The 19,976-nt window shown below is 64.8% G+C and carries 19 protein-coding genes; 8 read left to right on the forward strand and 11 right to left on the reverse strand.

Annotated elements, in window-relative coordinates:
• The first annotated feature begins 199 nt into the window (after positions 1-199).
• On the forward strand, positions 200-2,428 hold the full coding sequence (locus tag AC24YW_RS10785) for an ATP-binding protein (RefSeq protein ID WP_487482719.1): 2,229 nt from the start codon (positions 200-202) through the stop codon (positions 2,426-2,428).
• Position 2,429: 1 nt separating this feature from the next.
• Here the strand turns inward: AC24YW_RS10785 and AC24YW_RS10790 are convergent, their stop codons facing one another.
• The 7 genes from AC24YW_RS10790 to AC24YW_RS10820 all read right to left on the reverse strand — a co-directional run bounded on the left by AC24YW_RS10790 (position 2,430) and on the right by AC24YW_RS10820 (position 8,222).
• Positions 2,430-2,873, reverse strand: a complete 444-nt coding sequence (locus AC24YW_RS10790) for a hypothetical protein (RefSeq protein WP_487482720.1) — start codon at positions 2,871-2,873, stop codon at positions 2,430-2,432.
• Positions 2,874-2,875: 2 nt separating this feature from the next.
• Positions 2,876-3,229 carry a nuclear transport factor 2 family protein gene (locus AC24YW_RS10795; protein WP_487482721.1) on the reverse strand — a complete coding sequence of 118 codons (354 nt, stop codon included), beginning with the start codon at positions 3,227-3,229 and terminating at the stop codon, positions 2,876-2,878.
• 98 nt (positions 3,230-3,327) lie between these two features.
• Complete coding sequence (locus tag AC24YW_RS10800) at positions 3,328-3,795, reverse strand: MarR family transcriptional regulator (RefSeq protein ID WP_487482722.1); 468 nt, start codon at positions 3,793-3,795, stop codon at positions 3,328-3,330.
• Between the two features lie 26 nt (positions 3,796-3,821).
• Complete coding sequence (locus AC24YW_RS10805; protein WP_487482723.1) at positions 3,822-5,432, reverse strand: acyl-CoA synthetase; 1,611 nt, start codon at positions 5,430-5,432, stop codon at positions 3,822-3,824.
• A gap of 208 nt (positions 5,433-5,640) precedes the next feature.
• Positions 5,641-6,777, reverse strand: a complete 1,137-nt coding sequence (locus tag AC24YW_RS10810; RefSeq protein WP_487482724.1) for an epoxide hydrolase family protein — start codon at positions 6,775-6,777, stop codon at positions 5,641-5,643.
• Positions 6,778-7,006: 229 nt separating this feature from the next.
• Positions 7,007-7,462: a GatB/YqeY domain-containing protein gene (locus AC24YW_RS10815; protein WP_487482725.1), complete on the reverse strand. Its 456-nt coding sequence runs from the start codon at positions 7,460-7,462 to the stop codon at positions 7,007-7,009.
• Between the two features lie 58 nt (positions 7,463-7,520).
• Positions 7,521-8,222, reverse strand: a complete 702-nt coding sequence (locus tag AC24YW_RS10820) for an alpha/beta fold hydrolase (protein WP_487482726.1) — start codon at positions 8,220-8,222, stop codon at positions 7,521-7,523.
• A 146-nt stretch (positions 8,223-8,368) separates the two neighbouring features.
• Between AC24YW_RS10820 and carA the strand changes: the two genes are divergently transcribed.
• On the forward strand, positions 8,369-9,559 hold the full coding sequence (gene carA, locus AC24YW_RS10825; protein WP_487482727.1) for a glutamine-hydrolyzing carbamoyl-phosphate synthase small subunit: 1,191 nt from the start codon (positions 8,369-8,371) through the stop codon (positions 9,557-9,559).
• A gap of 41 nt (positions 9,560-9,600) precedes the next feature.
• Here carA and AC24YW_RS10830 read toward each other — a convergent pair whose 3' ends face one another.
• Positions 9,601-9,816, reverse strand: a complete 216-nt coding sequence (locus AC24YW_RS10830) for a hypothetical protein (protein WP_487482728.1) — start codon at positions 9,814-9,816, stop codon at positions 9,601-9,603.
• A gap of 148 nt (positions 9,817-9,964) precedes the next feature.
• Between AC24YW_RS10830 and AC24YW_RS10835 the strand changes: the two genes are divergently transcribed.
• Positions 9,965-10,486: a hypothetical protein gene (locus tag AC24YW_RS10835; protein ID WP_487482729.1), complete on the forward strand. Its 522-nt coding sequence runs from the start codon at positions 9,965-9,967 to the stop codon at positions 10,484-10,486.
• Positions 10,487-10,607: 121 nt separating this feature from the next.
• On the opposite strand, the gene AC24YW_RS10840 is transcribed toward AC24YW_RS10835, so the two are convergent.
• A complete protein-coding gene (locus tag AC24YW_RS10840) occupies positions 10,608-11,129 on the reverse strand; it encodes a Dps family protein (protein ID WP_487482730.1) in 522 nt (173 codons plus the stop codon).
• A 114-nt stretch (positions 11,130-11,243) separates the two neighbouring features.
• Between AC24YW_RS10840 and AC24YW_RS10845 the strand changes: the two genes are divergently transcribed.
• Positions 11,244-11,945, forward strand: a complete 702-nt coding sequence (locus AC24YW_RS10845; RefSeq protein ID WP_487482731.1) for a class I SAM-dependent methyltransferase — start codon at positions 11,244-11,246, stop codon at positions 11,943-11,945.
• Positions 11,946-12,173: 228 nt separating this feature from the next.
• Here AC24YW_RS10845 and AC24YW_RS10850 read toward each other — a convergent pair whose 3' ends face one another.
• Positions 12,174-12,545 carry an ArsR/SmtB family transcription factor gene (locus AC24YW_RS10850; protein WP_487482732.1) on the reverse strand — a complete coding sequence of 124 codons (372 nt, stop codon included), beginning with the start codon at positions 12,543-12,545 and terminating at the stop codon, positions 12,174-12,176.
• Between the two features lie 113 nt (positions 12,546-12,658).
• On the opposite strand from AC24YW_RS10850, the gene AC24YW_RS10855 reads away from it, so the two are divergent.
• The 3 genes from AC24YW_RS10855 (at position 12,659) to greA (ending at position 18,076) form a co-directional block, all read left to right on the forward strand.
• Entirely contained in the window at positions 12,659-13,783 is a 1,125-nt protein-coding gene (locus AC24YW_RS10855) for an MFS transporter (protein ID WP_487482733.1), read from the forward strand.
• Between the two features lie 143 nt (positions 13,784-13,926).
• Complete coding sequence (gene carB, locus AC24YW_RS10860) at positions 13,927-17,391, forward strand: carbamoyl-phosphate synthase large subunit (RefSeq protein WP_487482734.1); 3,465 nt, start codon at positions 13,927-13,929, stop codon at positions 17,389-17,391.
• A gap of 211 nt (positions 17,392-17,602) precedes the next feature.
• Positions 17,603-18,076 (forward strand): transcription elongation factor GreA, encoded by a 474-nt coding sequence (greA, locus tag AC24YW_RS10865; protein WP_487482735.1) that lies wholly within the window; start codon positions 17,603-17,605, stop codon positions 18,074-18,076.
• Between the two features lie 184 nt (positions 18,077-18,260).
• Here the strand turns inward: greA and AC24YW_RS10870 are convergent, their stop codons facing one another.
• Positions 18,261-18,740 (reverse strand): Lrp/AsnC family transcriptional regulator, encoded by a 480-nt coding sequence (locus tag AC24YW_RS10870; protein ID WP_487482736.1) that lies wholly within the window; start codon positions 18,738-18,740, stop codon positions 18,261-18,263.
• Between the two features lie 266 nt (positions 18,741-19,006).
• On the opposite strand from AC24YW_RS10870, the gene trxB reads away from it, so the two are divergent.
• Entirely contained in the window at positions 19,007-19,972 is a 966-nt protein-coding gene (gene trxB / locus AC24YW_RS10875; protein ID WP_487482737.1) for a thioredoxin-disulfide reductase, read from the forward strand.
• Positions 19,973-19,976 lie beyond the last annotated feature (4 nt).

Genomic DNA, 19,976 nt, shown 5'->3' on the forward strand with positions numbered 1-19,976 from the left:
CCGCGATACTAGCGCCGCCGCGCGGCGGCGCAACTCGATGTCCGCCGGCGCGAAGGGTAGCAGCGAAACAACAATGCTCGCACGGCGAAATCGTTAGCCTTTCGTGCGATTTTCGCGACGACACTATGGACGAGGCAGATGATCGTGCCTCAAATTGTACCTCCGAGCATCCTCGCCCGAGAGCGGATATCCCCCACCGATGAGCCTGCGTACCCGGTTACTGATCCTCGTCATCGCGGCCATGCTCGTCCCGGCTAGTCTGGTCGGGCTGCGCTTCGTGCAGAACCGGACGAGCGAGATCGACGCGGCCCTGGCCAATCTCGCGGCATCCGCCGACGACATCGCGACCGATCTCGGCGAGAAGATCCAGGGCACCGCGCAGCTTCATTACGGGCTCGCCCGTGCCCGCGACCTCGACACGCGCGACAAGGCCGCATGCTCGGCGTTCCTGTCCGACGTCCGCGAGGAATATCCGCAGTTCACGGGGATCCTGACCATCGATCCCGACGGCAGACTGTTCTGCGACTCGCTGCGGACCAACCGCACGCTCGACCTGAACGACCGCGGCTATTTCAAGGAGGTCAAGAACCTTCACGGCGTCGTCGCGGTGGAGCCGGTGTTCGGCCGCCTCACGGGCCTGTCGGTGCTGCAGATCGCCTATCCGGTGCGATCGGAGACGGGCGCGCTGAAATTCGTGCTGCTGGCGTCCTTCAACCTGAACAAATTCGCGGAGTTTCACGACAAGCGGCTGCTCGCCGAGAAGGACATCCTGCTCGTCGACGCCAAAGGCACGGTCCTGGCCGCCCCCAAGGGTGGCGGCTGGAGCGTACCGGTCGGCGGCTCCATTGCAGGCTCCGACCTGTTCGGCTTCGCGGCAGCGCCCGATGCCGAGCCGTTCCGGGAGATCACCGATCGCGGCGGCGGCACGCAGATCTGGGGCGTTGCCCGCTCGCCCGCGATCCGCAAGGCCGGACTCTACATCTTGGTGGGGCGGTCCAAGGACGGACTGATCGCGGCAGCGAACCGCCGGCTTTACGAGGACATGGCGATCTTGGCGGTGGCATCGCTGCTGCTCCTCGCCGGCCTGTGGATTCTGACGACCGTGAGCATCGGTCGACAGGTCGGACGGCTCGCCGCCATGGCGAAGAGCCTCGGGCGCGGCGATCTCAGCGCGCGCATTCCGGAGCCCCACCCGGGCGGCGAGCTCGGCGGGCTAATGACCCTGCTCAACAGCACGGCCGAATCGCTCGAGCAACAGCGCGCCGCCATCGCCGATCTCAGTCACAAGCTCAGCCAGTCCCAGAAGATGGAAGCCATGGGCCAGCTCACGGGCGGCGTGGCGCACGATTTCAACAATCTCCTGACCGTCATTCTCGGCAATTCCGAGCACCTCGCCGAAAGGCTTGCGGGCAACGAGGAATTGCACCGGATCGCCGACGACATTGCAACCGCCGCCGAGCGCGGTTCCGACCTGACGCAGAGCCTGCTCGCCTTCGCACGCAAGCAGCCGCTGCGGCCGCGCGAGATCGACATCGCCGAGCAGGTGACCGGCATGACTCAGCTTCTGCAGCGGACCCTGGGCGAGCACATCGAATCCAGCTTCACCTTCGCGCCGGATCTCTGGCTCGCCAGCGTCGATCCCGGCCAGTTGGCAACGGCCGTGCTCAATCTCGTGCTCAACGCGCGCGATGCGATGCCCGACGGCGGCAAGCTGATGGTCGAGGTGCGGAATGCATCGCTCGGTGAATCCGACCTCGACGTCAACGGCGAGCCGCGGCCCGGCGACTACGTCATGCTGGCTGTGACGGATACCGGTTCCGGCATGAGCAGTGAGGTCTTGGGGCGCGCATTCGAGCCGTTCTTCACCACCAAGGAGGTCGGCAAGGGCACCGGCCTCGGCCTCAGCATGGTCTACGGCTTTGCACAGCAATCCGGCGGACTTGTCCAGATGCAGTCCGAACCGGGTCAAGGCAGCGTGGTCAGGCTGTTCTTTCCCCGCCTCGCGACGTCGTCGAACGAGGAGCCGCCGCCGGCAGAGCGCGGCGCCGCAGCCGAGGGACGCGAGACGGTTCTCGTCGTCGAGGACGACGACATGGTGCGCGCCTACGTCGAAAGCGAGCTGAAGGCGCTCGGCTACCGCGTCATCGCGACGTCGAACGGACCCGCGGCGCTCGACGTGCTGCGCCGGTCCGGGGACATCCAGTTGCTGTTCACCGACGTCGTGATGCCCGGCGGCATGTTCGGACCGGAGCTGGCGAGGCAGGCCGTTCAACTGCGGCCCGGCCTCAAGGTGCTCTTCACCTCCGGCTACAGCCAAAATCCGGTCAAGACGCCTGACGGGATTGACGCGCGCATTCTGACCAAGCCGTTCCGGCGCAAGGAGCTCGCCGCGATGCTGCGGGCGGCCCTCTCGGAGCCGCCGCGGTAGATCAGGACGCGATCGTGAGCTGCAGCGCCACTGCGATATTGGCCGCGAACAGAGCCGCATCGATGACGAAGATCCGGAGCATCGGGCCCTTCAACACCGGCCAATAGGCCACCCCGACGCGGCCGCCGCGCATCAGCACCGGGACGTTATAGGCGAATTGGCTGAGATGGCAGGCGGCAAAGAACAGGAACAGCGCGAGCTGCGCTTCGACCGGTTGGAAGAAGGACGGACGGGCGGCCAGAAGATAGAGCGACAAGAGCCCGATCGGCAGATTCATGCCGCCGAGGAACGCGACGCTCGCTGCAAGGGTCGGCGCGATCGGATTGTTGCGCTCCTCCCGCGGCAGCAGGATCTTCAACGTGTTGGTTTGGGCGATGCTGAACTGGATGAACGCGCCCACGAACCAGAGCGTGTTGAGAAGCAGGACGATATCCGAAAATCGCATGGTCATTTCCCGTAGAAGGCTTCGCTGCGCACCACACGGCCCGCATCGTCGAAGTCCATGAATTCGCTGGCGCGCGTATCGCCCAATTGCCACCACACCGTCAGTCGCGCGATCGCCTCGTCCCAGCTCCAGCCCAGGATCTTCAGGTCGGCGCTTTCGATGTGGCCGTAGGCTTTCCGCCAATAGGCGCGAATGTTCTCGGCGCCGGTGACGGTCGGAGACCCCGTCAGGGCGAGCGCGAGAGGGCTGCGCATCTGCGCATCGTCGGCGAAATGGGCGACGACCGCGTCGACGTCCACTTTGCACCAGTTCGCGCACCATGCCGCGACGAAGCTTGCGGCGGCCGCGCGGTCCATTGCCGGTCCGCTCACGACACGGATCCTCCCTTCGGCTTGTGGCCAGGAAGGTGGCAAAGCGCGCGCCTCATGTCAACTATGTTGACTTGAGATTTCGGTCAGTTGTTGTCGGCGATCGCCTCCATCACGCCGATCCATCCCGCTGCACCGCTCGCCCCGGCGTGCGCGAACGCTTCGCGCAGGACCTGCCGCTCGTGGTCCGAGGCCCGCTGCTCGATGCGCCGCCCCGCTTCGGTCAGGCGCAGCAATTTCGAGCGGTGCTGCTCCGGCGAGCGCTTCGAAGTCAGGAGCTTGCGCTCCAGCAGCAGATTGAGTGGCCGGTTGAGGGCCTGTTTGGAGATGCCGAGGATCTCGATCAGCGCGCCGATGGCGATATCGGGCCGGCGCGCCACCACGTAGAGGATGCGATGGTGCGGACGCGACAGGCCCTGCTTGGCCAGATATGCGTCCGCCTGCAGCGTCATGCCGCGCCAGCCGTAATACATGAGCTCCAGCGCCGTATCGAGCTCGTGCAGCTTTGCAAGCGAGGCGCGGTGAAGCCCTGCGGCTTGAGACGTCTTTGCCATGGTCGGAAGCCAGCCCTTGTAAGAAGTCAGCCTTTGGCCCGCAGCTCGCGCCGCAGCACCTTGCCGGTCGCCGTCATCGGCAGCGTCTCGGTGAATTCGACGAAGCGGGGATACTCGTGTGCGGCGAGCTGCACCTTGACGAACTCCTGAATCTCGCGCGCGAGCGCATCGCTGCCGGCAAAGCCCGGACGCAGCACGATCCAGGCCTTGATCGATTCGGTGCGGATCGGATCGGGTATGCCGACCACAGCGGCCATGGCCGCCGACGGATGTTTCATCAGCGTGTGCTCGATCTCGGAGGGACCGACGCGATAGCCGGCGGTGGTGATGACGTCGTCCTCGCGGCTGACGTACCAGAAATAGCCGTCCTCGTCCTGCACGCCGAGATCGCCGGTGAGCAGGAAGTCGCCGGCATATTTCTTCGCGGTCGCCTCCTTGTTGCGCCAATATTCGAGCATGGTGACGGGGCACGGCTGGCGCACGCCGATGATGCCGCGCTGACCCCGCGGCAATTCCTCGCCCTTGTCGTTGACAATGCGGACATCGAAGCCCGGCGTCGCCTTGCCCATCGAACCCGGGCGGATCGGAAACAGGTTTGCGTTGCTGCCGATCACGAGGTTGCACTCGGTCTGGCCGAACACCTCATGCGCGTCGACACCAAACGTCTCGCGCACCCAGCCGAGCAATTCACCCCCGAGCGATTCGCCGCCGGTGAAGATGCTGCGCAGCTTGACGCCGGAATGCTTGACTCCGGCCTGCCGCATCAGCTTCAGCGCCGTCGGCGGCAGAAAGACGTTGCGGACCGCAAGATCGGCCATCATCTGCATCGCCGCTTGCGGCTCGAATTTCCGCGCGCGATGGCCGACCAGGGGAATGCCGTGGTACCAGAACGCGAGCAGACCGTTGATGAGCCCGCCGATCCAGGCCCAATCCGCCGGCGTCCACATGAGATCGCCGGGCCTGGGCAAGAAATTGTGGCACATCTCCACGTTCGGCAGATGGCCGAGCACGACACGATGCGCATGCAGCGCGCCCTTCGGGTTACCCGTCGTGCCCGATGTGTAGATGATCAGGGCGGGATCGTCGGCCGAGGTGTCCGCGCGCGTAAAGTCGGGCGAAGCGGACTTCACCGCATCCCAGAACGATGTCGTGCCGGCGGGCACGCGCGCGCCGACGATGTAGACGTTCCTCAGCTCCGGCAGGCGGTCGCGGATCTTGGACAGCTTTTCCCAGCCGGCTTCGTCGGTGACGATCGCCTTCGCTTGCGAATTCGACAGACGGAATTCCAGCGCGTCCTCGCCGAACAGGGCGAAAAGCGGGATCGAGATCAGGGCCGAGCGAAACGCCGCCATGTGCACGATCGGCAATTCCAGCGATTGCGACAGGAACACCGCGACGCGGTCGCCGCGGACAAGCCCGTCCGCCTTCAGCACATTGGCGAAACGGCTCGATATCTCCGCGATCTCATCGAAGGTGGTGCGGCTGGTGGCGCCGGTGTCGTCGACATAGATCAGCGCGAGCCGGCCGGTGCCGTCGGCGTGACGATCGCAGCACGCCTCGGCAATGTTGAAGCGCGCGGGGATATCCCAGCGGAAGTTGCGGACGAGTTCGTCGTAGGTTGCGGCTTCGGTGAGCATGGGCCTGGCGTTTCCACGTTCTTCTTGGCGGTCAGTCTAAGGCCGTGGACGCCCGGGACAAGCCCGGGCGTGACGGCCGAGACAGTCCTTCTCTCCATCATTCCGGGGCGATGCGAAGCATCGAGCCCGGAATCCATCATACCCCATTTGCTGCGGCCCAATGGATTCCGGGCTCGCCCTGCGGGCGCCCCGGAACGACAGCGGTGAATCACCGCACCGTCGCAAAGAACTTCCTGACATCCTGCACGAACAGCTCCGGCTGCTCGAATGCCGCGAAGTGACCGCCCTTCTCCATCTCGCTCCAGTGCGTGATGGCATGGAAGTTCGGCTCCATCCAGCGCCGCACCGGCGTGATGATCTCCTTCGGAAACACCGCGACGCCCGTCGGCACCTTCACCACCGGCGTGGTGCGGCGCTTGCCAAAGCTCTCCCAATAGAGCCGCGCCGACGAGGTCGCCGTCTGCGTCGCCCAATAGAGCATGACGTTGTCGAGCAGCTCGTCCTTGCTGAAGATGTTTTCGGGGTGGCCATTGCAATCGGTCCAGGCCCAGAACTTTTCGAGGATCCAGGCCGCCTGCCCGCTCGGCGAATCCGTCAAGCCATAGCCGAGCGTCTGCGGCCGCGTCGATTGCTGCTTGGAGTAACCGGAATCGAGATCGACATAATGCTTGAGGCCGGCGAGCGCCCGCTTCTCCTCTGGCGTCGGCTCGCCCTCGACCTTCGGCGCCGCGTTGAAGGCGAGCGTGATGTGGATGCCGGCGCAATGCTCGGCGTCCTGCGCGCCGAGCGAGGTCGTCACCGCCGAGCCCCAGTCGCCGCCTTGCGCGCCGTAGCGCACATAGCCCAGGCGGTTCATCAGCTTGGCCCAGGTCGCGGCGATGCGGTCGACGCCCCAGCCGGTAGTCGCCGGCTTGCCCGAGAAGCCGAAGCCAGGCAGCGAGGGGCAGATCACGTGAAAGGCATCGGCGGGATTGCCGCCATGCGCGGCGGGATCGGTGAGCGGCGCGATGACTTTCTGGAACTCGACGATGGAGCCGGGCCAGCCATGGGTGATGATCAACGGAAGCGCCGAAGGTTCCTTCGCGCGCGCATGAATGAAGTGGATGTCGAGCCCGTCGATCTCCGTGGAGAACTGCGCGAAGCGATTGAGCTTTGTCTCGCGCGAGCGCCAGTCATAGTCATTCGCCCAATAGGTGCAGATCTCCCGGATCCATTTCAGCGGCGCGCCCTGGCTCCAATCGTCGACCAGCTCGGCCTCCGGCCAGCGCGTGCGGGCGAGGCGCGATTTGAGATCGGCGAGGACGTCGTCGCCGATGGCGATGCGAAATGGCTTGCTGGCGGTCATCGTGCCTCCCTTGTTCTTGTTGTGGGAGAGTAGACCGAACTGATGCGGGCATCAAAGGTGCCCATCCTCCCCTGGAGGGGGAGGATCGGTTCGCATAGAGCGAAGCGGCATGCGAACCGAGGTGGGGTGACAGTCTTTTCCACGGAAGCGGTGCCCGAGTGGAGAGATCACCCCACCCCGCTCGCGCTTCGCGCGATCGACCCTCCCCCTCCAGGGGAGGGTAAGAGCACTAGCCCGACAGCGCAGCCTTCACCAGGCCGCTGGCCTTGCCGAAATCCATCTGCCCGGCGTATTTCGCGCGCAGCACGGCGATCACCTTGCCCATGTCCTTCATGCCGCCCGCGCCCGTCTCGGCGATCGCATCCGTGATCGCCTTCTTCACCTCGTCATCGGACATCTGCTTCGGCAGGTACGCCGAGATCACCGCGATCTCCTCGCGCTCCTGCGCGGCAAGCTCGGCGCGGCCGCCCTTGTCGTAGAGCTCGACCGCCTCCTGGCGCTGCTTGATCATCTTCTGCAGTACCGCGAGGATGTCGGCGTCCGACAGCGGCGGCTTGCCGCTGCCGCGCGCGTCGATGTCGGCGTTCTTGATGGTGGAGTTGACCATGCGCAGCGTGGACAGCTTGCGCTCGTCCTTGGCCTTCATGGCCTCCTTGACCGCATTGTTGATGTCGTCGCGCAGCATGATCGTGATCCCTTCGGTATAAACGCCTGATCTAGGCCCTTTGCGGCCCTCGCACAACCTAGCTCTCGAGCCATTCGGTCAGCGCCCGCACCGTCGCTTTCGGCTGTTCGGCTTGCGGCAGGTGTCCGCAGCGATCGAGGATCACGAGTCTCGCGCCGGCGATGCCCTCGGCCATTTCCTTGGAGAAGGCGTTGGGGATGGTGTTGTCGGTATCGCCCGTCAGCACCAGCGTCGGGCATGTGATCGTCGCCAGCAAGGGCCGCGAATCCACCCGGGCGATGATCGCGGTCTGCTGCCGCAGATAGCCTTCGATGCCGACGTCCTCGTCCTGTGCATGCACGAGCGCGAGAATCCCGGCGTCATCGCGCCGCGACGGGTGCACGAGCTCCGGAAAACTCTCCTCGCGGACGGCGCGGAGCTCGCCGCGCCTGGCGCGCTCCATCAGGGCAACACGGCGTGCGGTTGCTTCCGGCGTATCGGGCCGGGCCTGGGTGTTGATCAGCGCGAGCCTTGTCACGCGCTCGCTGGCCTGGCGCATGATCTCGAAGGCGATGTAGCCACCCATGGAATGGCCGGCGAGGGCGAAGCGCGGCGGCGCCTCGGCGAGGATGCGGCGGGCGATCGCCGCCATGCTGTCGTCGCGGATGTGGTTGGCGACCGTCACCGGCCCGAAGCGCCAGAGCGCAGGGATCACCGGCGCATAGATCCGGGCCGAGGACGCCAGCCCGGGAACCAGCACAATGGGGGTGGTCTGGTCCATTATTACCTCGCAAGCCCAGGAAATTGCCGGAAATTGTGCGGCCGAGCTTAAGGGTGGGAGGAGGCCTGTCAAATATGCAAAAACGCATGTGAATCGGCCCTCTCTCGCTTTGACGTGCCCACGCGGGGGGCTTATGAAACGGGCTCATGACACAACACGACAACGATCCCGCCTGGCCGGACCACAAACCGACCGCGCTCCTCGTGCTTGCCGACGGCACGGTGCTGGAGGGCTTTGGTCTCGGCGCCGAGGGCCACGCCGTCGGCGAGGTCTGCTTCAACACCGCGATGACCGGCTATGAGGAGATCCTGACCGATCCCTCCTATGCCGGCCAGCTCATCACCTTCACCTTCCCGCATATCGGCAATGTCGGCACCAACGACGACGACATCGAGACGGTGAACATGGCCGCGACGCCCGGCGCGCGCGGCGTGATCCTGCGCACCGCGATCACCAATCCCTCGAACTACCGCGCCACCAAGCATCTCGACGCCTGGCTCAAGGCGCGCGGCATCATCGGTCTTTCGGGCATCGACACCCGCGCGCTGACGGCGCTGATCCGCTCCAAGGGCATGCCCAACGCCGTGATCGCACACGCGAAGACCGGCGAGTTCGACCTGCATGGCCTCAAGGAAGAAGCGCGCGAGTGGCCTGGGCTCGAGGGCATGGACCTCGTGCCGATGGTGACGAGCGGCCAGCGCTTCACCTGGGACGAGACGCCCTGGGCCTGGGACAAGGGTTTTGGCCGCCAGGACAAGCCCGAGTTCAACGTCGTCGCCATCGACTACGGCATCAAGCGCAACATCCTGCGCCTGCTCGCCGGCGTCGGCTGCAAGGTGACGGTGGTGCCGGCGACGACATCGTCCGAAGACATTCTGGCAATGAAGCCGGACGGCGTGTTCCTGTCCAACGGTCCGGGCGATCCCGCCGCGACCGGCAAATATGCCGTGCCCGTGATCCGGGACGTGATCAAGTCGGGCACGCCGACCTTCGGCATCTGCCTCGGCCACCAGATGCTGGGGCTGGCCGTCGGCGCCAGAACCAAGAAGATGCATCAGGGTCATCACGGCGCCAATCATCCGGTGAAGGACGAGACCACCGGCAAGGTCGAGATCACCTCGATGAACCACGGCTTTGCCGTGGACGAGACCACGCTGCCGAAGGGCGCGACGCAGACTCACATCTCGCTGTTTGATGGGTCCAATTGCGGCATCCAGCTCGACGGCAAGCCGGTGTTCTCGGTGCAATACCACCCCGAAGCCTCACCCGGCCCGCGCGACTCGCACTACCTGTTCCAGCGCTTCGCCGATCTGATGCGGCAGAGGAAGAGCGCGTAAGCACTCGGCTGCCCGGCGGGTGAGCCTGCCGGGCCCGGAAGTCACGGACGCATGAACATGAAGTCCGTGTCGGGATCGCAGTTCTCGGCGATGAAGCGCAGCTCCGCCTGGATGTCGGCGACCGGCCTCGTCTCCAGATATTTCGAGATCACCAGATTGAGCAAAGCCCGGCAGACGGCTTCGTGCCCGAGGCCGGCCGTCTCCGCCTCGTCGACGGCCGCCGAGAAGTGACGCTGCGCTACCTCGGATGCGTACATGGCGTTTCCCTTCTTTCGCTTTGATTTGCGTGCCCGCCAATGGCCGCCTGCGCCTTGATCTCCGTCAAGCCGGCGTATGGACTGTCACAAGGAACAAGAAGCCTTGCGCTCTCTTGATTCGAGGTCTTGTTGCCATTGGGAGCCCGCCATGTCCGTCGTTCGCGACAAGGCCGAGCCGCTCGCCATCGTGTTCGAGGATGACGGGCTCGTGCCGAACAACATCCTTCCGTTCCTGGTCTACCAGGGCGCGGTGAAGCTCGACCCAAAGCGCCCGGAAGAGACCATCGAGAATCTGTTCGAAGCGAACGGCTGGGGCGGGACGTGGCGCAACGGCGTCTACGACTATCTGCACTATCATGCGACGGTGCACGAGGCGCTCGGCGTCGCGCGCGGCAGCGCCCGCGTCCGTTTCGGCGGCGACCACGGTCAGGAGCTGGACATCAAGGCCGGCGACGTCGCGATCCTGCCCGCCGGCACCGGACATCAATGTATCAAGGCCAGCGACGATTTCTGCGTGATCGGCGCCTATCCGCCGGGCGCGAAGATGGAGATCACGCGGGCGACCCCGGAGAATCACGCCAGGGCGCTGAAGACGATTCCGCACGTCGCGCTGCCGCCGGCGGATCCTGTGACGGGGAAGGACGGCGCGCTGATGCGGTTGTGGCGGTAGCCACACGCGTGGTGCGGTAGGGTGGGCAAAGGCGCGCGCTTGCGCGGCGTGCCCACCCACTCCATCAGTACAATCCAGTTGGTGGGCACGCTTCGCTTTGCCCACCCTACAAAAGCTCGGCCTATGCCTCGTTGCCGCCCTCCTGCCTCGTCGCTTCGAACAGGAACCAGGTGCGGCGCTCGGTCTCGTCGATGAAGTTCTCCAAAATGCTGGCGCTGGCGACGTCGCCGGCCTCGTCGCAGACGTCGTGCGCCTTGCGCATCGCGGCTGCGACGTGCTTGTTGTCCTGCATCAGCTCGCGCAGCATCTCGCGCGGCGGGACGTAGTCCTCGTTGTTGTCCTTGATGGTCTGGAGCTTTGCGACCTGGCCGATCGACTTCAGCGTGGTGCCGCCGATCTTGCGGACCCGCTCGGCAAGCTGGTCGGTGGTGGCGAAGATCTGGTCGGATTGCTCGTCGAGCAGCAGGTGGTAATCGCGGAAATGGCGGCCGCTGATGTGCCAGTGGAAATTCTTGGTCTTCAGATAAAGCGCGAACGCGTCGGCCAATAGCACGTTGAGCGCCTCAGAGACTTTCTTGACCCCGTCGGCCGACAGATCGGTGGGGGTATCGAGTTCGGGCGAGACCTTGTTGGTTTTGCTCACGGGAGACCTTCCTGTTAGGACGCGGACATTGACGGCGCGCCGCCGCACCCCTAACGCAAGGCGAGCAGCGCCGGTTCCTCCATCGGAACCGTTTGGCCGGGACCTTCGAATACCATGGATGATTGGATCGATTATTACGACTCGACGCATACGATCTATGTCAGCAAGCTGCATCGCGACTTGCATTTCCAGATCATTGCGCGGGACATCATCGGCTACATCCCCTCGCCGGACGCGACGGTGCTGGACTATGCCTGCGGCGAAGCGCTGTCGGCGAGCCAGGTGGCAGCCGCCTGCGGCATGCTGATCCTGGCCGAGCCCGCGCCGGGCGTGCGCGGCCGCCTGATCGCGCGGTTTGCCCCAAACACCAAGATCCGCGTCCGCTCGCTCGACGACGTTCGCAAGATGCAGGATCAGTCGATCGATCTCGTCGTGATGAACTCGGTCGCGCAATACATGACGCCGGACGAGCTCGATGCCGCATTATTGAACATCCGCCGAATCCTGAAACCCTCCGGCAAGCTGGTGCTGGGCGACATTCTACAGCCCAATGTCGGCATGGTCAGGGACGTGATGGCGCTGCTCAGCTTCGGCCTGCGCCACGGTTTCCTGAAGGACGCGCTGATCGGGCTGATCAGCACCGCGCTGTCGGATTATCGCCAGTTGCGCTCGCGCGTCGGGCTGCAGCGCTACAGCGAGGACGAGATCACGGCCAAGCTGAAGGCGGCGGGCTTCGCCGTCCAGCGCGCCCACAGCAATATCGGCCACAACAGCTGGCGCATGACCTTCATCGCAAGGCCGCCTCTGGTCCGTTAAGCATAACAATTAGCCGTTGTAGCTTGTCGCACTGCAATCGGTAATGATCGCCGCGGCCCGGTGGCGGAAATGTCTACGCGGGGGCGGTGCATCGCTCTTCATCCTGGTTCAAATCCAGGCCGGGTCTCCAGCCTTCGCTGCTACCGCAGCTTCGGCTCGGCAAGCCCTGTCGTAGCGAAGGCTGCCGCGGCGAAGCCCGCAGGGCGAAGCCGGGCGTGGCGCAGCGCGCTATCCCGCCTCGATCAAGTCGCAGCCGGACACGAGCTGCAGCCGGTCCGCATCCTTCGCGGCCGAGCTGATCACCGCATCGAGCAAGCCCGGGAAGCGCGCCTCCAGATCCTCTCGTCGCAGCCGCATGAAGCGGTTGGTGCCCGCCACGCGGGTCCGCATCAGGCCGCAGTCGCGCAGCTTGGCGAAGTGATAGGCGAGGTTGGACTTGCCGCTCAGCGCGCTGAAGTCGCTGCAGCGAAGTTCGCTGCTGACACGTTCCTGCTGGGCGAGCTGGTAGACGATCGCCAGACGGATCGGATCGCTCAGGCAATCCAGCACCATCGGCAGCTCGATTTGCTCGCGGGTGGGATGGTGCGGCGTGCGGCTCATGGTCCGGGAATCATAGCGATGCGACCGCAATGTTCAATAGTTCTTGAACCAATTGACAGTGAATCCGCTTCGTTCGATAGTTCAATGAACATTGAACAAATGGGCCCTTTTCCATGAGCGTGTTCTGGTTGGCCTTGGCGGCCTTCGCGATCGGCACGGAAGGCTTTGTCATCGCAGGGCTTTTGCCGGCGATCGCCGCCGACCTTGCGATTTCCGTCTCGGCCGCGGGCCAATTGGTTACGGCCTACGCCCTTACCTATGCGGTGGGCTCGCCCATCCTCGCCGTGGTGCTGAACAATATCGATCGCCGCACCGTGCTGGCCCTGGCGCTATCGACCTTCATCGCCGGCAACCTCGTCGCGATGGTCGCGTCCAACTATGCCCTGCTGCTGGCCTCGCGGATGCTGATGGCGCTGGGCTCGGGGCTGTGCATGCCGACGGCGCTTGCCGTGTCCGTGGCGGTTACCGCGCCCGAACGGCGCGGCCGGGCGGTGGCACTCGTCACCGCGGGCCTCACGGTTGCGACCGTGATCGGCGTTCCCTTCGGCAATCTCGTCGGCAGCCTGTTCGGCTGGCGCGCAACCTTCGCCATGGTCGCCTTGATCGGCGCTGTTGCGCTCGCCGGCCTGCTGCTCGGGCTGCCCCGCGGCCTGCCGCGCAATACGGCCTCGCTCAGCGAGAGGCTGGCGGTGGCGCGCCATCGCGACGTTATGGTCGCGCTGCTGATCACGATGTTGTGGGCACTGGGCGGCTTCACGGTGTTCACCTATTTCGCGGTCCCGCTGCGCGGTCTCGGCTTCGATGCCTCGCAGATCAGCCTTGCTCTGCTGGTGTTTGGCGGCGCGGCTGCGATCGGGAACATTTTCGGCGGCGTCCTGGCCGACCGGCTCGGCACGCTCGTGACCGCAGGCCTCGGGCTCGCCGGCATGGCGGGCGCCTTGATCCTGCATTCGCTGGTCCTGAAGCTGATGCCCGCACAGGCGCATTACGCGGTGCTCGGCGCGATCTTCCTGTGGGGCCTGTCGGGCTGGGCGTTCTATCCGGCCCAGATCGCCAGCATCATCCGGATCGAGCCGCAGGCCTCGATGATCGCGCTCTCGCTCAACGCCTCGTCGATATATCTCGGCTTCGCCATTGGCGGAGCGCTCGGCGGAGCGGTGCTGGCCACCCTCTCGCCTGATGACCTCGGCTGGATCGGCGGAACGAGCGTTGCAAAACCCGTCAAAATTGCCGGTTGATGGGCGTTTTTCGGGGTTTCGCCGCCCCGAAAACTGGTCTAAGACCCACCCGCGCGCGAGGGAAGACCCCGCGCTCTCGCACAAGGGGACGCGCGGCAAGCGCGCCCTTTTTTTGTGCCCAAATTCCACTTCGGCGAGAGTTGATGCCCAAACGTACAGACATCACCACCATCCTGATCATCGGCGCCGGTCCCATCGTGATCGGCCAGGCCTGCGAGTTCGACTATTCGGGCACCCAGGCGGTGAAGACGCTGAAGGAAGAGGGCTATCGCATCGTCCTCGTCAATTCCAACCCGGCCACCATCATGACCGACCCGGAATTGGCCGATGCGACCTATATCGAGCCGATCACACCCGAGATCGTCGCCAAGATCATCGAGAAGGAACGTCACGTCGTTCCCGGCGGCTTCGCGCTGCTGCCGACCATGGGCGGGCAGACCGCGCTGAACTGCGCGCTGTCGCTGCGCCGCCAGGGCACGCTGGAGAAGTTCGACGTCGAGATGATCGGCGCCACCGCCGACGCCATCGACAAGGCCGAAGACCGCCAGCTCTTCCGCGAGGCCATGACCAAGATCGGGCTCGAGACGCCGAAGTCTCGGCTCGCCAACGCCTCCGAGCTGAAGAAGTCGTTCCGCGAGAAATACCAGGCCGAACGCGAGAAGCTGTCGGGCGCCGCGCTCGAAGAGCTCGACCGGCAGTGGACGCTCGGCGAGAGCGAGCGTCGCAAGCGCTATCAGGAATACGCCTTCGGCCAGGCCATGATGGCGCTGTCCGAGATCGGCCTGCCTGCGATCATCCGTCCCTCCTTCACCATGGGCGGCACCGGCGGCGGCATCGCCTACAACAAGGAAGAGTTCCTCGACATCATCGAGCGCGGCCTCGACGCGTCTCCCACCAACGAAGTGCTGATCGAGGAATCCGTGCTCGGCTGGAAAGAGTACGAGATGGAGGTGGTGCGGGACAAGAAAGACAATTGCATCATCGTCTGCTCGATCGAGAACCTCGATCCGATGGGCGTGCACACCGGTGATTCCATCACGGTGGCGCCGGCGCTGACGCTGACCGACAAGGAATACCAGATCATGCGCGACGCCTCGCTGGCGGTGCTGCGCGAGATCGGGGTCGAGACCGGCGGCTCCAACGTGCAGTTCGGCGTCAATCCCGAGGACGGCCGCATGGTCGTCATCGAGATGAATCCGCGCGTGTCGCGCTCCTCCGCGCTGGCCTCGAAAGCCACCGGCTTTCCGATCGCCAAGGTCGCCGCCAAGCTCGCGGTCGGCTATACGCTCGACGAGATCGCCAACGACATCACGGGCGGTGCTACGCCGGCCTCGTTCGAGCCGACCATCGACTATGTCGTCACCAAGGTGCCGCGTTTTGCCTTCGAGAAATTCCCGGGCGCCTCGACCACGCTGACCACCTCGATGAAATCGGTCGGCGAAGTCATGGCGATCGGCCGTACCTTCCAGGAAAGCCTGCAAAAGGCGCTGCGCGGGCTCGAGACCGGACTGACCGGCCTGGACGAGATCGAGATCGAGGGCCTCGGCCGCGACGACGACAAGAACGCGATCCGCGCCGCGCTCGGCACTCCGACACCGAACCGCATCCTCCAGGTCGCCCAGGCCATGCGGCTCGGCTGGTCGAACGAAGACATCTTCAACTCCTGCAAGATCGATCCGTGGTTCCTCGCCGAGATGCGCGGCATCGTCGAGATGGAGGAGAAGGTCAGGAAGAACGGCCTGCCTGGCAACGCCTTCGGCATGCGCACGCTCAAGGCCATGGGCTTCTCCGACGCGCGGCTCGCCGTGCTCGCCGAGACGACGGAGGCGGAGGTCAAGGCGAAGCGCCACGCGCTCGGCGTTCACCCGGTGTACAAGCGCATCGACACCTGCGCGGCCGAGTTCGCCTCGCCCACCGCCTACATGTATTCGACCTATGAGGCGCCGTTCGCCGGCCTGCCCGCGGACGAGAGCGCGCCGTCCGACAAGAAGAAGGTCATCATTCTCGGCGGCGGCCCCAACCGCATCGGCCAGGGCATCGAGTTCGACTATTGCTGCTGTCACGCCTGCTTCGCGCTGCATGACGCCGGCTACGAATCCATCATGGTCAACTGCAATCCGGAGACGGTGTCGACCGACTACGACACAGCCGACCGGCTCTATTTCGAGCCGCTCACCGCCGAGGACGTGCTGGAGATCATCGCCAAGGAGCGCAGCAAGGGCACGCTGCACGGCGTGATCGTGCAGTTCGGCGGCCAGACGCCGCTGAAGCTGGCGCGCGCGCTGGAAGCCGCCGAAGTGCCGATCCTCGGCACCTCGCCCGACGCCATCGACCTCGCCGAGGACCGCGACCGCTTCAAGCGCGTGCTCGACAAGCTCCGCCTCAAGCAGCCGAAGAACGGCATCGCCTATTCGGTCGAGCAGGCGAGGCTCGTCTCCGCCGATCTCGGCCTGCCGCTGGTGGTGCGCCCGTCCTACGTGCTCGGCGGCCGCGCGATGCAGATCATCCGCGAGGAGAACCAGCTCAACGATTATCTGCTCGGCACGCTGCCGGAGCTGGTGCCGGCCGACGTCAAGGCGCGCTATCCGAACGACAAGACCGGGCAGATCAACACCGTGCTCGGCAAGAATCCGCTGCTGTTCGACCGCTATCTGTCGGACGCCACGGAAATCGACGTCGACTGCCTGTGCGACGGCAAGGACACCTTCATCGTCGGCATCATGGAGCACATCGAGGAAGCCGGCATCCATTCCGGCGACAGCGCCTGCTCGCTGCCGCCGCACTCGCTCGATGCGGAAATGATCGAGGAGCTGGAGCGCCAGACTCGCGAGCTCGCGCTCGGTCTCGACGTCATCGGCCTGATGAACGTGCAATACGCCATCAAGGACGGGGAGATCTACGTGCTCGAGGTCAATCCGCGCGCCTCGCGCACCGTGCCGTTCGTCGCCAAGGTGGTCGGCACGCCGGTCGCCAAGATCGCCGCGCGCATCATGGCCGGCGAGAAGCTGGCTGATTTCAAGCTGAAGAAGGCGACGCTCAAGCACGTCGGCGTCAAGGAATCGGTCTTCCCGTTCGCGCGCTTCCCCGGCGTCGACACCGTGCTCGGCCCCGAGATGCGCTCGACCGGCGAGGTCATGGGCATCGACCGCTCGTTCGCGGTCGCCTTCGCCAAGAGTCAGCTCGGCGGCGGCACGCGGGTGCCGCGCAAGGGCACTGTGTTCGTCTCGGTGCGCGAAAGCGACAAGACGCGCATCGCCGATGCCGTGCGCGAATTGCATTCGCTCGGCTTCAAGGTGCTGGCGACCTCGGGCACGGCGCGCTTTCTGACCGACCAGGGCATCCCGACCGAGAAGGTGAACAAGGTGCTGGAAGGACGGCCTCACATCGTCGATGCCATCACCAATGGCGACGTCCAGCTCGTCTTCAACACCACCGAAGGCCCGCAGGCGCTGGCCGACAGCCGTTCGCTGCGGCGCGCGGCCCTCTTGCATAAAGTGCCATATTACACCACTCTTTCCGGGGCCGTGGCGGCCGCGCAGGGCATCCGCGCCTATCTGGGCGGGGACCTTGAGGTTCGTACCCTGCAGAGCTACTTTTCGGAAACCTGATCGCTAGCGGCAGCGAAGCTTCCGCTAAGTGATTGGCAATGAAGCCACAATGGCCGGAGGAACTGTCCGGCCAGGCGGCAGTTCTGTTCCGGCGCTAAAGCCCATATCTGTCAAGGTCCGGCAGCCCCTCTTTGGGCTCTGGAGGACTGACGAATCAAGGTTGCGGCGCCCATCCGCATCTGGGGCGCACGATCGAAGGACGAGAGAAGAGATGGAAAAGGTTCCGATGACCCAAGCCGGCTTTGTCGCGCTCGGGGAAGAATTGAAGAGGCGTCAGTCGGAGGATCGTCCGCGGATCATCGAGCATATCGCGGAGGCGCGCTCGCACGGAGACCTGTCGGAGAACGCGGAATATCATGCCGCGAAGGAAGAGCAGTCGCACAATGAGGGTCGCATCGCCGAGCTTGAGGACAAGCTCGCGCGCGCCGACATCATCGACATCTCCAAGCTCTCCGGCGACACCATCAAGTTCGGCGCCACCGTGACGCTGGTCGATGAGGACACCGAGAAGAAGACGGTGTGGCAGATCGTCGGCGAGGTCGAGGCGGACGCCAAGAAGGGCCGCATCTCGATCACCTCGCCGCTCGCGCGCGCATTGATCGGCAAGAAGAAGGGCGCCACGGTCGAGGTCAACACGCCGGGCGGCGCCAAGGCGTACGAGATCACCAAGGTGGAGTGGCGATAAGGACTTGCCGCTGCGTTGACGTTTGAAAAAGGCAAAAAGGCCGCGCAATGCGCGGCCTTTTTGCTCGTAAGGGGCCACGCTCTCACCGTTCGTCATTGCGAGGAGCGAAGCGACGAAGCAATCCAGCCCATCGCCGCAGAAAGACTCTGGATTGCTTCGCTGCGCTCGCAATGACGGATGGGTGCTACCGCCGTCCCTTCACCTCGAGCGGCACGGCGGCCTCGTATTTCGAGTTGTGCAGCACCAATGACGTGCGCACGTTGCGGACATGCGGTGCCGCGGTGAGGTGCGTGACGAAATCCTGGAAGGTCGCCATGTCGGGGGCGACGCATTTCAGGATGAAATCGACCTCGCCGGACAGCATCCAGCATTCCCGCACCAGGGGCTCGGCGCGGACGAACTCCTCGAAGGCGCGCAAATCTCCTTCGGCCTGGCTGGACAGGTGCACGGCGGCGAAAACGGTGACGTCGAAGCCCAGCTTGCGTGCATCCAGGAGGCCGCGATAGCCGTGGATGTAACCCTCCTCCTCCAGCGCCCGGACCCGGCGCAGGCAGGGGGGCGGCGAGATGCCGACCCGCTTGGCAAGCTCGACATTGGTGATTCGGCCGTCGGCCTGAATCTCGGTCAGAATTTTCAGGTCGATCTCGTCTAGGCTCCGCGACACGTGATTGGAACTCCTGGCCTTTGCGGCGGTATCGGGTGATTTGTCGAAATCCTCATAGCCCAACCCGCATCGCTAGCGCAATTTTATTGCGCGTGCAGCGCAATCGACTTTTGTTCCCTTTTGGAAAAATCCGCCGACAGGGAATGCAATTCTTGCATGGCTCGCCAGATTGCTTAGATTAGCTCTGATATTTCAGCGCCTCCGCGAGGCCTCCCGGCACATTCCGCGCCCGCGCTGCAAATCCCCCGTGAAAGGCGTCCATCGAAATGTCCGCTCCTGTTCATGCAAAGGTCGTCATCATCGGCTCCGGGCCCGCCGGCTACACCGCCGCGATCTACGCCGCGCGCGCGATGCTTGAGCCGATCCTGATCCAGGGCATCCAGCCCGGCGGCCAGCTCACGATCACCACCGACGTCGAGAACTATCCGGGCTTCGCTGACGTGATCCAGGGGCCCTGGCTGATGGAGCAGATGGAGAAGCAGGCAGTCCATGTCGGCACCAAGATCGTCTCGGACCTGGTGACCAAGCTGGAGACGGCGCAGCGGCCGTTCCGCCTCACCTGCGACTCTGGCGACGTCTATCTCGCCGAGACCGTGATCCTGGCCACCGGCGCACAAGCGCGCTGGCTCGGGCTGCCGTCGGAAGCCAAGTTCCAGGGCGGCGGCGTGTCGGCCTGCGCCACCTGCGACGGCTTCTTCTACCGTGGCAAGGACGTGATCGTGGTCGGCGGCGGCAACACCGCGGTCGAGGAAGCCCTGTACCTCACCAACCATGCCTCGCAGGTCACGATCGTGCATCGTCGCGATCATTTCCGGGCCGAGCGCATCCTGCAGGAGCGCCTGTTCAAGCATCCGAAGATCAAGGTGATCTGGGACGCCGCGGTCGACGAGATCTGCGGCACCGAGAATCCCAACAAGGTCACTCATGTCAGGCTCAAGAACGTCAAGACCGGCGCGCTCACGGATGTGAAGGCCGACGGCGTCTTCATCGCCATCGGCCATGCGCCGGCAACCGAGCTCGTCAAGGACCAGGTCAAGCTGAAACCCTCCGGCTATATCGAGGTCGCCCCGAACTCGACCGCGACGTCGGTGCCCGGCCTGTTCGCCGCCGGCGACGTCGCCGACGAAACCTATCGCCAGGCCGTGACGGCCGCCGGCCTCGGCTGCATGGCCGCACTCGAAGCCGAACGTTTCTTGGCCCTTCGCGCCAGCGAGCGCGCGGCAGCGGAATAGAATC

It is taken from the genome of Bradyrhizobium sp. USDA3516 (assembly GCF_057651995.1).

Bases quoted from the DNA above. Each gene is read 5' to 3' on its own strand.
- AC24YW_RS10785 (WP_487482719.1), top strand. From the start codon at position 200: ATGAGCCTGCGTACCCGGTTACTGATCCTCGTCATCGCGGCCATGCTC.
- AC24YW_RS10790 (WP_487482720.1), bottom strand. From the start codon at position 2,873: ATGCGATTTTCGGATATCGTCCTGCTTCTCAACACGCTCTGGTTCGTG.
- AC24YW_RS10795 (WP_487482721.1), bottom strand. From the start codon at position 3,229: ATGGACCGCGCGGCCGCCGCAAGCTTCGTCGCGGCATGGTGCGCGAAC.
- AC24YW_RS10800 (WP_487482722.1), bottom strand. From the start codon at position 3,795: ATGGCAAAGACGTCTCAAGCCGCAGGGCTTCACCGCGCCTCGCTTGCA.
- AC24YW_RS10805 (WP_487482723.1), bottom strand. From the start codon at position 5,432: ATGCTCACCGAAGCCGCAACCTACGACGAACTCGTCCGCAACTTCCGC.
- AC24YW_RS10810 (WP_487482724.1), bottom strand. From the start codon at position 6,777: ATGACCGCCAGCAAGCCATTTCGCATCGCCATCGGCGACGACGTCCTC.
- AC24YW_RS10815 (WP_487482725.1), bottom strand. From the start codon at position 7,462: ATGCTGCGCGACGACATCAACAATGCGGTCAAGGAGGCCATGAAGGCC.
- AC24YW_RS10820 (WP_487482726.1), bottom strand. From the start codon at position 8,222: ATGGACCAGACCACCCCCATTGTGCTGGTTCCCGGGCTGGCGTCCTCG.
- carA (WP_487482727.1), top strand. From the start codon at position 8,369: ATGACACAACACGACAACGATCCCGCCTGGCCGGACCACAAACCGACC.
- AC24YW_RS10830 (WP_487482728.1), bottom strand. From the start codon at position 9,816: ATGTACGCATCCGAGGTAGCGCAGCGTCACTTCTCGGCGGCCGTCGAC.
- AC24YW_RS10835 (WP_487482729.1), top strand. From the start codon at position 9,965: ATGTCCGTCGTTCGCGACAAGGCCGAGCCGCTCGCCATCGTGTTCGAG.
- AC24YW_RS10845 (WP_487482731.1), top strand. From the start codon at position 11,244: ATGGATGATTGGATCGATTATTACGACTCGACGCATACGATCTATGTC.
- AC24YW_RS10850 (WP_487482732.1), bottom strand. From the start codon at position 12,545: ATGAGCCGCACGCCGCACCATCCCACCCGCGAGCAAATCGAGCTGCCG.
- AC24YW_RS10855 (WP_487482733.1), top strand. From the start codon at position 12,659: ATGAGCGTGTTCTGGTTGGCCTTGGCGGCCTTCGCGATCGGCACGGAA.
- carB (WP_487482734.1), top strand. From the start codon at position 13,927: ATGCCCAAACGTACAGACATCACCACCATCCTGATCATCGGCGCCGGT.
- greA (WP_487482735.1), top strand. From the start codon at position 17,603: ATGGAAAAGGTTCCGATGACCCAAGCCGGCTTTGTCGCGCTCGGGGAA.
- trxB (WP_487482737.1), top strand. From the start codon at position 19,007: ATGTCCGCTCCTGTTCATGCAAAGGTCGTCATCATCGGCTCCGGGCCC.